The sequence below is a fragment of the Candidatus Poribacteria bacterium genome (genome assembly GCA_016866785.1).
GTDB lineage: Bacteria > Poribacteria > WGA-4E.
Window position 1 is genome coordinate 1 of record VGLH01000101.1, and the last position, 14,811, is coordinate 14,811.

12 protein-coding genes and 1 pseudogene are annotated in these 14,811 nt (G+C 66.0%); 4 read left to right on the plus strand and 9 right to left on the minus strand.

Annotation, left to right across the window (positions count from 1 at the left end):
• Positions 1-350: 350 nt before the first annotated feature.
• On the plus strand, positions 351-2,000 hold the full coding sequence (locus FJZ36_13765) for a CRTAC1 family protein (protein ID MBM3215973.1): 1,650 nt from the start codon (positions 351-353) through the stop codon (positions 1,998-2,000).
• Between the two features lie 7 nt (positions 2,001-2,007).
• Here the strand turns inward: FJZ36_13765 and FJZ36_13770 are convergent, their stop codons facing one another.
• From FJZ36_13770 to FJZ36_13780, 3 genes are read right to left on the minus strand one after another with little or no spacing between them, the layout of a single operon-like run.
• Positions 2,008-3,276 (minus strand): hypothetical protein, encoded by a 1,269-nt coding sequence (locus tag FJZ36_13770; GenBank protein ID MBM3215974.1) that lies wholly within the window; start codon positions 3,274-3,276, stop codon positions 2,008-2,010.
• Positions 3,273-4,331: a hypothetical protein gene (locus FJZ36_13775; GenBank protein MBM3215975.1), complete on the minus strand. Its 1,059-nt coding sequence runs from the start codon at positions 4,329-4,331 to the stop codon at positions 3,273-3,275. Before FJZ36_13775 ends, FJZ36_13770 begins: the two co-directional genes overlap by 4 nt.
• Positions 4,332-4,349: 18 nt before the next feature.
• Positions 4,350-5,378 carry a Gfo/Idh/MocA family oxidoreductase gene (locus FJZ36_13780; GenBank protein MBM3215976.1) on the minus strand — a complete coding sequence of 343 codons (1,029 nt, stop codon included), beginning with the start codon at positions 5,376-5,378 and terminating at the stop codon, positions 4,350-4,352.
• Here FJZ36_13780 and FJZ36_13785 point away from each other — a divergent pair.
• Positions 5,298-6,611: a Gfo/Idh/MocA family oxidoreductase gene (locus FJZ36_13785; GenBank protein ID MBM3215977.1), complete on the plus strand. Its 1,314-nt coding sequence runs from the start codon at positions 5,298-5,300 to the stop codon at positions 6,609-6,611. The genes FJZ36_13780 and FJZ36_13785 overlap by 81 nt on opposite strands.
• 117 nt (positions 6,612-6,728) lie before the next feature.
• Here the strand turns inward: FJZ36_13785 and FJZ36_13790 are convergent, their stop codons facing one another.
• Positions 6,729-8,294 carry a DUF4159 domain-containing protein gene (locus tag FJZ36_13790; GenBank protein ID MBM3215978.1) on the minus strand — a complete coding sequence of 522 codons (1,566 nt, stop codon included), beginning with the start codon at positions 8,292-8,294 and terminating at the stop codon, positions 6,729-6,731.
• Between the two features lie 207 nt (positions 8,295-8,501).
• On the opposite strand from FJZ36_13790, the gene argG reads away from it, so the two are divergent.
• Positions 8,502-9,743: an argininosuccinate synthase gene (gene argG, locus FJZ36_13795; protein MBM3215979.1), complete on the plus strand. Its 1,242-nt coding sequence runs from the start codon at positions 8,502-8,504 to the stop codon at positions 9,741-9,743.
• Between the two features lie 131 nt (positions 9,744-9,874).
• Here the strand turns inward: argG and FJZ36_13800 are convergent, their stop codons facing one another.
• Together FJZ36_13800 and FJZ36_13805 are read right to left on the minus strand one after the other, a co-directional pair.
• Positions 9,875-10,942, minus strand: coding sequence for a Gfo/Idh/MocA family oxidoreductase (locus FJZ36_13800; GenBank protein ID MBM3215980.1), 1,068 nt, complete (start codon positions 10,940-10,942; stop codon positions 9,875-9,877).
• Between the two features lie 34 nt (positions 10,943-10,976).
• Positions 10,977-11,786 (minus strand): sugar phosphate isomerase/epimerase, encoded by an 810-nt coding sequence (locus FJZ36_13805; GenBank protein ID MBM3215981.1) that lies wholly within the window; start codon positions 11,784-11,786, stop codon positions 10,977-10,979.
• 631 nt (positions 11,787-12,417) lie between these two features.
• Here FJZ36_13805 and FJZ36_13810 point away from each other — a divergent pair.
• Positions 12,418-12,510, plus strand: a pseudogene (locus FJZ36_13810) (RNA-binding protein).
• Between the two features lie 67 nt (positions 12,511-12,577).
• Here the strand turns inward: FJZ36_13810 and FJZ36_13815 are convergent.
• The 3 genes from FJZ36_13815 to FJZ36_13825 all read right to left on the minus strand — a co-directional run.
• The gene (locus FJZ36_13815) at positions 12,578-13,150 is read right to left on the minus strand and encodes a hypothetical protein (GenBank protein MBM3215982.1); all 573 of its coding nucleotides are present in this window, start codon (positions 13,148-13,150) and stop codon (positions 12,578-12,580) included.
• 34 nt (positions 13,151-13,184) lie between these two features.
• On the minus strand, positions 13,185-14,189 hold the full coding sequence (locus FJZ36_13820; protein MBM3215983.1) for a Gfo/Idh/MocA family oxidoreductase: 1,005 nt from the start codon (positions 14,187-14,189) through the stop codon (positions 13,185-13,187).
• A partial coding sequence (locus FJZ36_13825; protein MBM3215984.1) for an aldehyde dehydrogenase family protein occupies positions 14,186-14,811 on the minus strand: 626 nt, incomplete at its 5' end. The genes FJZ36_13825 and FJZ36_13820, both read right to left, overlap by 4 nt.

Here is a 14,811-nt window from a genome sequence, read left to right on the forward strand (position 1 = left end):
CGCAAACGACGGCAAGGGCCTGGTGTTCGTCTCGCATGTTGGCGACGTGTACCCCAGTGGGTTCCTGCCGATTTGTGACGGCAACGTGCGCGTGAAGTCGCTGGTAGACATCTACCGCAACGCGCCGCTCTTCCGCGAGCTGCGCGATCCCGACCTGCTCAAGGGCAAGTGCGGGCGCTGCGAGTACCGCGTCGTGTGCGGCGGGAACCGAGGGCGCGCCTACGCGCTGACCGGGGACTACCTCGCGTCCGAACCCATGTGCAACCACGACCCGATGATGGAGGCAATGGCGTCCGTCTGAGGCGTGCCGTTCTCCGGCAGGTGCGCTACACTGCTCCGGGGGATTCCACATGGCACGTCTGGGGGCAGTTGTCAGCCTCGTCGCGTCGTTCTGCATCGCCGCCGCCGCATCGCCCGATGTCCGATTCACCGATGCCACCGTTTCGTCGGGTATCGACTTCCGTCACTTCGACGGCAGGTCGGGCGAGCGCTACTTCATCGAGACGATCGGCAGCGGTTGCGCCTGGATCGACTACGACAACGACGGCTGGCTCGACGCCTACCTCGTCAGCGCCGCCGACTTCCCCACCTCGGCGGAGCCGACAACCGACCTTCCCAGGAACCGACTCTACCGGAACCAGGGCGACGGAACCTTCCGCGACGTGACCGACGCCGCCGGAGTCGGCGACACGGGTTACGGCACGGGCGTCTGCGCCGGGGACTACGACAACGATGGCTGGACCGACCTCTTCGTCACTAACTACGGCAAGACGATCCTCTATCGGAACCAGGGCGACGGCACGTTCCGCGACGTGACCGTGGCAGCGGGCGTGGCTGATCCGCGCTGGAGCACCGCCGCCGCGTTCGGAGACATCGACAACGACGGCGATCTCGATCTCTACGTCGTGTTCTACTGCAAGTGGGACCTGTCGCGGAACACAACCTGCGAGGAGCAGGGGGTTCCCATCTACTGCGGACCCGAAGCCTACGAGGGCGACGCTGACCGGCTCTTCCGCAACAACGGCGACGGGACGTTCACGGACATCACGCGCGAAGCCGGCGTCTACCAGCCGGGCGGTAAGGGTCTCGGCGTCCGGTTCACCGACGTCGATGACGACGGTGACGTGGACATCTACGTTGCCAACGATGGCACGCCCAACTTCCTGTTCATCAACGACGGCTCCGCGCACTTCGAGGAGATGGCGTGGATGGCGGGAGTCGATGCCGACGAGAACGGGAACCCGCAGGGGAGCATGGGCGTCGCCGTCGGGGACTACGACCGAGACGGCCGCCTCGACATCGTTGTGACGAACTTCCAGCGGCAGTACAACACCGTCTACCACAACGACGGATCGGGGTTCTACCGAGACGCGTCGTTCACCAGCGGTCTCGGCGCGACGCTCCCTAACGTCAGTTGGGGAACCGCGCTGTTCGATGCCGACAACGACGGCTGGCTCGACCTCTTCATCGCCAACGGGCACATCCAAGACCTCGTCGACGAGTACGACGCAACGACGTCCTATGCGCAGCGAAACTCGCTCTATCGGAACCGTCGGGACGCGACGTTCGAGGACATCAGCGGGGACGCGGGTTCGGGGATAGCGCTCGTCAAAGTGAGCCGGGGCACGGCGTTCGGCGACTACGACAACGACGGCGACATCGACATCCTCGTGTCGAACGCCCACGACACGGCGGACCTGCTGCGGAACGACTCGGAACGCGGCAACTACCTGCTGGTGTCACTCGAGGGCCGGCAGAGCAACTGGCTGGGCATCGGCGCGCGCCTCACGGCGACGGTCGGAGGGAGTTCGCTCAGGACCGAGGTCTGCAGCGGCGGAAGCTACATCTCGCAGAACGACGTCCGGGCGCACTTCGGACTGGGTGACGCGGTGCAAGTGGATCGGCTCGAAATCCGGTGGCCCTCGGGCATCGTCGATGTTCTCGAGAACGTTGCGGCGAACCGCCAGATACGCGTCGTCGAGGGCGAGACGTCGCGCTGATCGCGGCTCACCACTTGCCTATCATCTCGAAAACGCGCATCAGGGCGCGGTTGATTACCTGCTCGCCGGCTCCTACTTCCGCCGGAGCGACCGTCGAATCCCCACCGTAACCCCCCTGCGCGGCTGACTCGATGGTTGGGAAGTACCACTGGTAGTCGTTGCAGTAGCCGAAGACCATCGTCCGCACGGGCAGACGCCGCTTCAGTTGGATCGCGTGGTCGCAGAAGAACTCGCCTGAAGCGCCCACCAACGCCAGCAACGGCCGCCTGCCGTCCGAGAGGAGAGCCGTCGTCAGGTGCGGCCGGATGCCCGGCGCGAACTCGGCGATTCCCGCCACTGCGAGATCGCGATAGAACGCCTGCGCGAAGAGCTCCAGCACCAGTGGCGGTGAGAAGTCCACGCGCGACTCGAAATGGAAGTCGTCCTCGCGCGACTGGATCGACGCGTCGTCCAGCATGACGGGCGTCGCCAGTCGAGCGACCTCGATCACAGCGTCGCCCAGCGCCTTCCCGAACTCCGCGACGCTCCGACCGTCGGCGTTGGCGGACAGGTCGCCCGCTGCGCCTTGCAGGAAGACGCAGGTTCCCCCGAGCTCGTCCTGGACCCGCGCCATCATGTAGCCCGGATAGTCCGCCGAGAAGCGCAGGTCCTCGCCTGGCGTCATCGTCGGATGGGCGGCGAAGTTGACGAGGATCGCCAGCGGCGTTCCGTCCGCTCGGTCGAGCCGGATGACGGATAGCTCGCGGTCCACGGGTGGGTTCGGCAGCTTCCAGTGGCGGTTCCGGTTCAGAGGAACCTCTTTCGAGGCAGTTCCCAGTCGCACCGACACCAGGCTCTCGGACGCGAGCCGGATTGCATCGGCGATTCTGGCTTCGAGGTCGCGCACGTAGGGATGCTCCGGCGTGGGCCAGTTGGTCGTCTCGATGACAGGCCCGTGGTGGGTGTGCGAACCGACGATCAGCACGGTTCCCACGCCCGACTCGTCCCGCACTTGCTCGCGGATGCGCGCCATCGAATCGCGCATTGGAGCCCTGCCCAGGTCGAGCCCGACGAGCGCGAGCCGCTGGTCTCCTGCCTCTAGCACGACTGCCTTGGCGTGGAGCGGGTCCATGACCCCCTGACTCGGCATGTCGTGCCGCGCGCCGTATCCCCACATCGGGAAGCCGACCGGCGGCGTGATGTCCACGGTCGCCACGCCCGCGCGCAGCGGATCCGATGCCGCTGCCCAGGGCGTCAGAAGCAGCACAAGAACCCCCACGACCGCGAATCGCCTCATTGGTAGACCCCTTCCGACATGACCGTGTCGTGATAGGCGCAGTAGCTCGCGACGGGGATGTCGGGCCCAATGGAGTGCGCGCCGATGATGACGCCGCCATCCCTGCCGCACTCGATGATCTCCCGCGCCTGCTGGGCGATCTCTGCGTGAGCGCCGAACGGCAAGACGTTGGCGTTGCACATGCCGCCGATCAGCGAGAGCCGGTCGCCGTACCGCCGCTTGAGTTCGACGACCGACATGGACGCCTTCGGTTCCACCGGATTGATGCCGTCGATGCCTGCGTCGAGCAGCATGTCGAGCAGGGGTCCGATGTTTCCGTCGCTGTGAAGGATGACGTGCCTCGCGCCGGCGCGTCGGAACGCCTCGACCATCCGGCAGTAGGCGGGAAGGAAGATGCGCTCGAACGACTTGGGCGACACGAACGGCTGGTCGTTGAACGCCATGTCGTCGTAGATCCACAAGCCGGTGTCCGCCAGGTTCCCGCGCCGGATGGACTCGACGCCGATCTCGATGATGTGGTCGGCGACGCGGTCCGCGAGCGCTTTGGCGAACTCCGGATCGGAGGCGCAGTCCATCAGGAAGTCCGTCTCGCCCCGGATGAACGTCGTGCGGAGGTAGGGCCCTCCGGTCTTGCAGAACACCGCTGACTTCGCGCGCCGCGCCGCCACGACCCGCTCGAAACCGCCGTACCGCTCCGGCATCGTCGGTGGGTCGAACGCCACTCGGTCCAGGCCAGCCCGCGTCGTGATGGGAACCTCGAGGACTTCGTAGAAGTAGGCTCCGTCGCGTGTCCGGACGGTTCTGCCCCATGAGTCGCGGGAGATCGTGTCGCCTCCGCTTCGCCAGAGCGTGCGCGCCTTCGTCGGGAAGGGTGTCTCATCGGCGACGGCGATGGTGATGTCGATGCCGAAGTGGTCGTCGAGATTCGTGTTCGGCGGGAGCCTGAGCTCCTTCCGGCACGCCGACGCGAACTCCGACCAGAAGGAGTCGAACTTCGGGATGCGGTCCGGCGTCAGATGGCTCAACGCGGCGAGGACGCGTTCCTTGGGTGTCACGGCGGCTCCCTACCTGCGTCAGCCGTTCGCCCAGATGAGTCGGTCGCGTCGGGCGCACGGGATGGCGACGGTCTCGCCCGTCAGACCGCTCTCGATGGTGGCGAAGCCGATCTCGTTGACCGCCATGTAGTCCGCGCCGGAGCAATGCGGGGCGGGCCCGCCGCCGAGGTGGTCGGCGATCTGCTGATAGGCGACCTTGAAGACGCTCTCGTTGGGCGGCAGATCGAGCGTCGCGTTGTCGACGCGCTTACCATCCTTGTCGAGCAGAACGGTTCCCGTGTAGATGCCGCAGCGGAGCTGCCCTTCGGTTCCCAGGACATCGACGGCGAACGCGGGAGCCTTGCCGTGGTTCCCCACGTGGAACCCCTGGACGCCGCTCGCGAACCGAATCGAAGCCCCGACGATGGCGGGCTCCGGCTCGTATCCGGCTGGCATCTCGCCGCCTCCGGTCGATATGTGCGCGGCGACCGAGATGGGATCGTAGCCCGCGAACTGGCAGATGAGGTCCGTCGTGTGGATCGCGAACGAGAGGATCGTGCCGCCGCAGTAGCCGATCACCGACTGAACCTGTCCCACCAACCCATCGGCGACGAGCGACTGCAGCCGGATGAGATGCGGAGCCCAATGTCGCGAGTAGTCCACCACCGTGGGGATGCCGCGCGACTCGGCGACGCGCGTCATCTCGTCCACTTCATGGAGCGAGCATCCGGCGGGCTTCTCGAGAAAGATGGCGCGAATGTCGGCTTTCAGCGCTTTCTGCATGACGGCGAAGTGGAAGGGCCCGCGGACGCACACGGCGACGATGTCGAGTTGCTCGTTCTCGAGCATCTCGCGGTCGGTCTCGTAGTAGCGGAACCCGTCGGGGAAGACAGGTCCCCACGTCTTGGCGAACTCGTCGCGCCGTTCCGCCGACATGTCCGCGACGGCGACGAGCTCCGTCGCATCGCAGAGCCGGATGCCGCCGACATGACAGTAGGGATGCGCGTCGCTCGGCGTCGAGTAGCGAGCCGCGATGCTGCCCAGTCCGATCACGCCCACGCGGTACATTGCCGTCTCCTTCTCGCGCGTCTGCCCTGCGTTCCGTGGCGTGTGGACGATAGCGGAACCGGCTGTCCGGCTCAAGGCGCGAGCCCAGCCTTGACACGCCGGCGTGGGGCGTTATGCTCGCCAGTACGCGCGTCGGAGAGCCGGCGCCAGTCCACGAGAGGGAACGCAATGGCTGGGAAGCTCAAGGTCGGGGTCATCGGAACGGGAATCATCGGCAAGAGCCACGTGAACAGCTACCGAGGCATGCCGAACGACGTCGAGATCGTCGCTCTGGCGGACATCGACGAGGCGGAAGCGAAGCGCGTCGCAGGCGAAGCCGGCGTTAAGAACGTCTTCGCCGACTACAAAGACCTGCTGAAGATCGACGATATCGACGCGGTGGACGTGTGCCTGCCGAACGTGCTCCATGCGCCAGTGTCCATCGCGGCGATGGAAGCCGGCAAGCACGTCTACTGCGAAAAGCCATTGACGATCAAGGGCTCCGACGCGGACACGATGCTGGCGGCGTCACGCCGCACCGGCAAGAAGCTAGGAATGCAGGTTGGCACGCTGTTCGGCAAGGAAGTGCGGACGACGAAACGCCTCATCGAGGAAGGAGCGCTTGGACGCGTCTATTACGTCAAGACGAGCCACTACCGCCGTCGTGGGCGCGTGTACGTCGACGGATACGCGACGCCACACTTCGTGCAGAAGGACAAGTCGGGCGGCGGGGCTTTGCCCGACATGGCGGTATATCACATGGCGCGGATGGTCTATCTGCTGGGGAACCCGCCGGTGCAGAGCGTCTTGGCGTCCACGTTCCAGGAACTCCCGATGGACGAGGAACGCCGCAAGGCGAGCGGCTACAACGTTGAGGAGTTGGGAACCGGATTTGTCCGGTTCGAGGGCGACGTAGCCATGTTCGTCGAGGAAGCGTGGGCGGCGCACATGGACGGCGGCGAAGGCGACCGCATCATGGGCTCCCTCGGCGGGATCAGGCTGGAGCCCTTCGCTTTCTACACGCATCTCCACGACATGGACGCGAACGTCACATTCGACATCGACTCGTACGAACGCCGGCAGCGCTCGTTCGGTCGGTGGAACGACGGCTACGACGGGAGCCACAAGCACTGGGTTTGGGGTCTGCTGGGTCGGTGTGAGCTGATCGAGACCGGAGCCATCGGCGTGACGGTCGTGAAGATCACCGAGGCGATGTACAAGTCGGCTGAGACGGGCAAGGGCGTGTCGTTCTAGCATCAGAACCCTGGGGCGGGTCTGAAGCCCGCCCTTACGACCCGTCCTACCGGCCGCTGCCCCACCTGCCATTCTGGGCGTAGCGCAGAACCCACACGAGCCTTGTGTGCAGCAGGGCTATTCCTCCAGTGGGATCGGCGTGGACGGGATGCGCGTCGATAGCGGAGCCTTGAAGGGCATCGGCTCGTCCGCGAGTCGGTTCTCCGGCACGTAGTCGCTGTACTGCGCGATGTTCCCGTGCGTCAGCCCATAGACGACGACGTTCGTCGCCCACCGATACGCCGACGGCACGCCGCGCGGCAGATACCCCATGCTGGGATGCCCGACCGTCTGCATGGCGCACATGTAGTCGCGGTTGCTCAGGATGACGCCGATGCGCCCGTCGAACATGATCCCTTCGATGTAGTTGCGCCGCTTAAGCGAATGCCCCTGCCCCCACCACGCAATCCACTGCACGTCGAACCCGACCGGGGGACCACCGAGCTCGTAGAAGTTGTTGTAGATCTCGTGGTCGTTGGGAATGGGGACGATGGGGTACTCCGGCACGATCCGCTGGAGCTCCGCCCGGACGACCTCCAGCAGCGCCTGGCGATGACCGAATCCCAAACCGCAATCGTCGAATACGAGGAGCCCCTGTCGATCGACCAGATACCGGCGAAGGTTCGTCGCCTCCGCATCCTCAAGGCGCTTGTCCATTCTTCCAACGCCCTGCCGCATCTGCGCTCCCCATTCCCCCCACAAGCCGCGCGTCGTCACGACAGTGGGATCGTGACCCGTCATCCAGACGACCGGCGCACGCAGCAGGTTCGTATCTCGGAGCTCGACGGCTCCGCCCTCGACGGACATGTCGGTGTGGATCTTCGTGTTCGCGTTGAGCCACTTTGCCAGCCCCGAAAGCGCGCTGGCGTCCGTCCACCAGTCGGACAGGTGATGCCGGGCGCGGACGAGCCGGAACACGCCCCGGATGTCCTTGCCCTTCCCGACGACCCGCCCGCCGGGCTCCCCCTTTGGGAGCGGGAGCACGTCGGGAGCGCCCAGCGTGATCGTGAACGGCATGTCTCCGATGCCGTCGATAACCGTGCTGAGCCGTTCGACGAGCGAGAGCCCGGCGAGCTTCACATCCTGAGCCGACTGCGACACCAGCGCCACTGCCCTGCCCGGAGCGATCCCGCGTCCAATCCCGGTTCCACCGACGCCGCGCCCACTGCCTCCCTGACCGCCGGTTCCCAATGGCGATGAGAACGCAAGCGCATCCGGCGTGTCGGCGATGGGCAGGTTGGCTGCCGTCACAACGGGCGGAACCGCGACGTTGGGGTCGATCACGCGCGGGCGGTCGCCGACGCGAGGGGTTTCGACGCGCACCGCTTTGTCGGCAAACGCCAGGACGGACTGAGCCTGCAGATCGCTCGTCTTGACGGTGCTGGTGACGGTGGCGTGGACTCGGTTGGTCGTCTGGGGAGCCGAGACGGAGACTTCTTGCAGCACGATTGGCTTGGGAACCGGCTTGATGTCCGGTCGGCGCACGGACGGCTTCGGCGGCGGAGGCGGCGCGAGGATGTCCACCTGGAACGGGTTGGGGATGATCTCTTTCTGGACGAGCACGTACAGCAGCAGAATGACCGCAACGATCCCGTGAAAGGCGAGAGAAATCAGAAACGATACGCTGGTGGGCTGCCGGGACATGACACTTCTCCTGTCACCGGCGGACACGTGGGCTCATGTCGCCACTGAGCGACACGTACGTCAGCGATCTAACACGCAGAACATGCCGATGCAAGGGAGCTCCGCCGTAGGCGGCATCGGCGCGGCGCGTAGAAAGCCCATCGATCCTGGACTATACTTTCAGCTAGGCGTGATGCCATCACCTTCCAGCGAACTCGGAGAGCTCCCATGAACAGGAACGACCTTCGCGGCAAGAAAATCCTCGCGCTCGTCTCTGGCGGCCTGGACAGCACGACGATCGTACGATGGCTGTCCGCGTCCGGCATCGATGTGACGGCTCTCACGATCGACCTGGGGCAGCCCGATGAGAAGAACCTCGATGTGATCCCTGCTCGCATGAAAGCCGCTGGCGCGAAGGAGGCGCTGCTGCTCGACGGCAAGGAACGCCTCGCGGAATACATGTTGCAGGTGATCCGAGGCGCTGCGTCGCACGAAGGCGGGTACTGGAACACGACGGGCATCGCGCGCATGGCGACCGTCGCAGTCGCCCTTCCCGTGATCCGACAGCACGGGATCGACGTCGTGACCCACGGCGCGACGGGTCGCGGGAACGACCAGGTCCGCTTCGAGCTGGCGCTCGCGATGCTCGCACCGGAAGTGAGCGTCTACGCTCCCTGGCGCGATGAGGAGTTTGAAGCTGAGCTGGGCGGCCGGCGGCTCATGATCCAGTACTGCCAGCGCGAAGGGCTCCAAGTGACGGCGACCGAGGAGAAGCCCTACTCGACCGACGCCAACTTCTGTGGCCTGACGCACGAAGCTGGCAGGCTGGAGCAGCTCACGACGCCTTCCGACTTCGTCGACTTCATCATGGGCGTCTCGCCGATGCAGGCTCCCGACAAAGTCGAGGAGCTCACGATCCGGTTCGAGATGGGAACCCCCATCGCGGTCAACGGCGAGTCGATGGGCATCGTCGAGGCATTCCAGACGCTGAATCGCATCGGCGGGCGGAACGGCGTGGGCATCGGGATCGATGTCGTGGAGAACCGGCGGATCGGGATCAAGTCGCGGGGCGTGTACGAGTCGCCGGGCGTGTCGGTTCTCGCCTACTGCTACGAGAAGCTGCTGCAGCTCACGCTGGATCGGAGCCGCAGGAAGCTCATGGACGTCATTTCGCGGCAGCTCGCCGACGCGGTCTACGAGGGTGAGTGGTTCTCGCCGACGTCGGCGTCGCTGCTCCAGGTGACAGAAGGCATCGCGCAGCTCGCGACGGGGCAGATCACCGTCGGGCTCTACAAGGGCAACATCCGGTTCGTCGCGGCGAAGGACGTGCCGCACAGCCTTTACGACGAAGCCGGAGCGTCGATGGAGAAGATCGGCGACCTGCGTCACACCTGGGCGGAGGGCTATATGCAGATCGCCGACTACGTGGCGCGTCGCATGGCGGTTGCTGGGCAGACGCGCAAGCCGTAGGCCGGTTCTGCGTCGCACACGAGCCCGGCTGTATCACGCGGCAACACCTATCCGTCATTGCTGCGGAAGCGCGAATCCAGAACTCTAGGCTCCCGCTTCCGCGGGAGCGACGAAGCGGACGACCACCCAGGTCAACCGGCAGCGGCGTCGCGCTCCGCGAGCCACTGGTCGAACGGGTTGGCGCGATTCGCCAACGGCATCTCGATGAGCCGATTCGTCCGCGCCGATTCGTAGATCGACAGGAGCACTTCGAGCGTCGCCCTGGCACTCGTGGCGTCGAGCAGGTGCGGCTCGTCGGCTTCGAGCGCGTCCAGCGCCGCCGCGTGCGGCGAGACGCCCTTGTACCACCCCTGCTCGATCTCGATGGGCTCCCACTCGCTGCCGCGCTTGACGCGCAGCAGCGGGCGGTCGCCCACCTGCCCATCACCGTTGATCTCGATGGTTCCCGACGAACCGCGCAGGCGGATCCGGTGGTACGCCTGCGACTCACAGGGCAGGAGCCCTTCCTTCGCCAGCGTATGGTATCCGCCGATGGCGAGGGTCGCCCGCATGCCGCCCTCGAAGCAGATGATCGCCATCGCGGCATCTTCGAGCGTGTGCCCCCACCCGAACCGGCGCGTCGTCGCCTCGACCTGCCCGAAAACCCACTTCACGGGCGGTTCGTCCGCGAAGAACCGGATCAGATCGACCGTATGCGTGCCGTCCACCAGCAGCGACCCGCCCGGATGCCCTGCCGCCTCGATGCTTTCGAGCTCGCCGACGGCGCCTTCTTGGAGGAGCTCGTACGCCCGCGCGTACTGCGAGTTGAAGCGTCGTTGGTGCCCGACGAAGAGACGGGTGCCGTGCGCCGCGCAGGCGTGCAGCATCCCGTCGGCTTGGTCGAGGCTCATCGCCATCGGCTTCTCGCAGAAGATCGCCTTCGGCGCGTAGGATGCGGAGAGGACGGTCATCTCAGCGTGAGCCGTCTCGTTGGTGCAGACGGCGACGAGGTCGAGCTTGGACGCTTCGAGCATCGACCGCGCGTCGATGAACACAGCCGGGACGCGGAACCGCTCCTGGAAGGGCCCCAGCGCGGCTTCGTTGATGTCGCAGCAGGCGACGAGATCGACGCGCTCCGTCCTGACGAACGTCGCCGCGTGGTAGTTGGCAATGCCCATGCCGCCGACGCCGATCACGCCAAGGCGGTACCGGTCAGCCATCGTCTTCGTCCTCCCTGGTGACGGGTCGGCGCTGTCACTTGGCGGGCTGGAGTTCGAGGTAGCCCGATAGGGTCGCCTTGACGTGCTCGACGGACGTGCGGCACGCGGCGGCGTTGTCGGTTCCGTGAGGCGGCTCTACTTCGAGGTTGAAGGGCAGGTCCGTGGGCGCGTTCTCGCTCAGAATGCGCGCAATGCCCGCCAAGTCGACATCGCCTTCACCGAGCGGGCAGCCGAGGACCTTCACCCATTCGCCGTCCGTAAGGGGCCGGATCGTCATGTCCTTGATGTGCGTCGAGGACGTGTAGGGCGCGAGCAGACGAGTCGCGTCGAGCGGTTCTTCCGCAACGGCGTAGGGGTTCCCGGTGTCGAGCTGGACGCGCATCGCGGGGCTATCCACGCGCTCGATAATCTGTAGGATGTCCGAGGCGCGGTAGTCGGCGTGGTTTTCGAGGGCGATCTGCACGTCGTAATCGACGGCGACGGCGCAGAGGCGTTTGAGCGCCGCGCTCAACAGGGAGAGCTGTTCGGCGAGCGGCGGGTCCTTCCGCCAGCGGTGGTGCGACGATGCCGTGCCGACGACGCGGATGCCCAGCGGCTGGCACACATCGCGGCAGAACCGCATGAAGCCGTCGGTGGGCTGAGCGTCGCCGTTTTCGATGAACCGGTCGCCCCAACCGGTGACGATGTCCATCGAGTACTTCGCCATGAGGTCGCGCATCATCTCGCGCGTGCCGAGGTTCACGCCGGTCGCGAAGACGAGCGCGCCGTAGTCGTACGCCTGCTTGATCGCCTGTTCGACGGGGATGCCGTGTCCCAAGGAGTGATGGACGAGACCGAACCGCATGAGCGTCTCCTTCGCGAGTGCCCGCGATCGGATCGGATCGCGGCGATTATCCCAACCGCGTTCCAGCCGCGCAACGACCAAGAGGGCGTTTGGACATCGGATAATCCGTACGGGTCTGGGACTCGTCTATCAGTGAGTCCGTGGGTCGCGTCGTGGTCGAGGGCAGACAAGTCGGAGGAGCACGATGAAGCGAGTGTCACGAGGCATCGCCTATGGCGTCGTTGCCGCGTTGGTTGTCGCAGCCGGTCTGACGCTGCGAGCGCAGGCTCCCCAGCAGCGTCCGGGCGGCGGGGGACCTCAGGGAGCGCCCGGCGACGGGAACCCGATGCGGATGATGTTCAATCCGCGCGACATGGTCGAGCGAGCCGTCTTCGGTTCATGGGCGTTCGTCGCGCTGGAGCTGGACACGAACAACGAGCAGCTCGTGAAGCTGCGGGGCGTCTACCAGAAGCAATGGGCAGATACGAAGAAGCAGCTCGACGAGATGTCGGGTCAGCAAGGCGGAGAGCAGGGAGATCGTCAGGCGCGGATGCAGGCGGTCATGGGTGGAGTCCGCACGCTGAGAGATGGCGTCAAGGAAGTCCTCACCGCTGACCAGAACGCCAAGCTCGATGCGTGGTTCGAGCAGCAGGGACGTCGCCAGACGGGCGGGCCCGGCGGCGGGAACCAGCAGCGTCCACAGGGCGGTGGGAACCGTGGGGGCGGTGCAGGCGGCGGCCGTCCGAACCAGGGGAACTAGGCAGGGCCCGGAGCGAGCGAAGGGGCGACACGCAAGTCGCCCCTTTGCGTTTCTACGCCCCCGTGAGTCGGAGGACTGCGAAGTCCTCGAACCGGATCCAGTGCTCGGCATCGGCGGGTCCGTTGTAGCACTGGATGCTCACCTGGTCATTCCTCGGCGCGGGTAGCTCGCCCTTCGCCGCCTCCTGGTACTCGCTCTCGCCTTCCGGTCGGAACAGCGCCGTCCACGTCGATGCCGTCACGACGAGCCGCAGACGGACGCTCTTCGTCCGCATGGAGGGCTTGCCGGGGATGATCCACAGATCGCCGTCGATGAGCTCCTTGACGATCTTGAACACCGGTTTGCCGTCCACGTACCACGTGATGCCTCCCTGCTCGTACTGCTGGGTGGGCAGCGTGTGGTTCGACACGGTGACCTCGATCGCGTAGGAGCCGGTGGAGCGATCCGGAGCCTGTCTCAAGAGCGCGTTGCGCACGGTATCCGCGACGCCGGGCTCGACGCGTATCTCCAACCCCCCGTTCGCGATGCGCCAGAATCCCTCGTGCTCGCGCAGCCACGACCAGCCGTCACCGAGCTTGCCCTGGAACCTGTCCTCGAAGAGGATCGTTTCACCCTGACCTGCCATCAGCGCCCTTTCCTCGGTTGGGGTTCGTCGATGCTCAGAGGTCTACGGACTCTCCGCTCGCTAGGGAGCGGAACACAGCATCGATGACGCGCATCTGTCGGATCGAATCCTCCGGCGGAATCCGGTGCGAAGCGCCGCACTCAAGACACTCGCAGAGGTGACGGAGCTGTGCGGCGAACTGGTTCGTCGGCTCGAACGTCACCGTCTCCGCGTTGCCGGGCGTGGCGCACTCTAGCGTAACCGACTGCCCGTCGCAGTTCCACGCCTGCGCCATGCGGATGGTTCCCTCGGTTCCGCAGAGCTCGACATGCTCCGAATATCCCGTGTCGAACCCGGTCGAGATGTGCGCCGTCCGGTCCTCAGGGAAGACCATGAGGATGTCCGTCGCGTCGTCCACCTCGATGCCGCGCCGCTGATGGGCGAACACGCGGATCGGTTCCGCGCCCAGGATGAACCGAGCGTGGTGGATGTTGTAGCACGCCAGGTCGTAGACGGCTCCACCGCCCTTGGCGCGGTTGAACCGCCAGTTGCCTTCGGGCGTACGAGATGCGACCGACGCGCCGCCGCCTCCCGTGCAGAAGGTGCTCCGCAGCGTGACGAGCTCGCCGATGGCGCCGGCGTCGACGCGGCGCTTCGCTTCGATGTGCCGGAGATGGTGGCGGAACTTGAACGCCTCGGCGATGAGAACGCCGTGGTTCCGCGCGGCCGCCACAAAGGATTCGGCCTCGTCGCCCGTCAGCGTGAAGGGCTTCTCGCACAGGATTGCGCGCACGGCTCCCGATTCGGCGATGGATATGCCGACCTCGGCGTGCGCCACGCCCCACGTGCAGATGATCGCTATGTCGAGCTGCACGGAGCGCAGCATCTCATCCAGATCGCCGAAGTGCGCTGGCACGCCTTTCGCCTCGGCGAAACGTTGGGCGCTCTCGGCGGAGACGTCCGCGACGGCGCAGAGCTCGACATCGTCCAGCGCGTCGCACGCTCCGGCGTGCGCGTGCGCGATGCCGCCCGTTCCCACGATGCCGACGCGGAAGCTCATCGCGGCGCTCCCCAGCGTTCCACGACGACCTTCGTCTGCGTGTAGAACTCGACAGCGTGCGCTCCCTGCCCGTGCAAGTCGCCCATGAAGCTGTCGTTCCACCCGCTGAAGGGGAAGAACGCCATCGGGGCCGCCACGCCGACGTTGACGCCGATATTCCCGGCGCTGGCTTCGACGCGGAACCTGCGCGCCGCCGCGCCGTCTGACGTGTAGATGGACGCCTGGTTGCCGTATCGCCTGCCGTTGACGATGCGGATGGCGTCGTCCAGATCGCCCGCTCGCATCAGGGCGAGCACGGGCCCGAAGACTTCCGTCCGCGCCAGATCGCCATCGGTCGCCACGTCCGACAGGATGGTCGGAGCCGTGAAGAAGCCGCCTTCGTGGTCCGGAACTCGGCACCCGCGACCGTCGACAAGCGGCTTCGCCCCGTCGGCAACCGCTCGCTCCACAGACGCCTCGATGCGGCGGCGGCTCTCGTCGGTGATGACGGGACCCATCTCCGTGTCGGGGTCGAGGCCGTTCCCGACGCGTCGCGTCGACGCAACCTCGGCGAGCGCATCCACCATCGCGTTGTTCTCGTCGACGACGACCGCGACGGAGACCGCCAAGCATCGCTGACCGG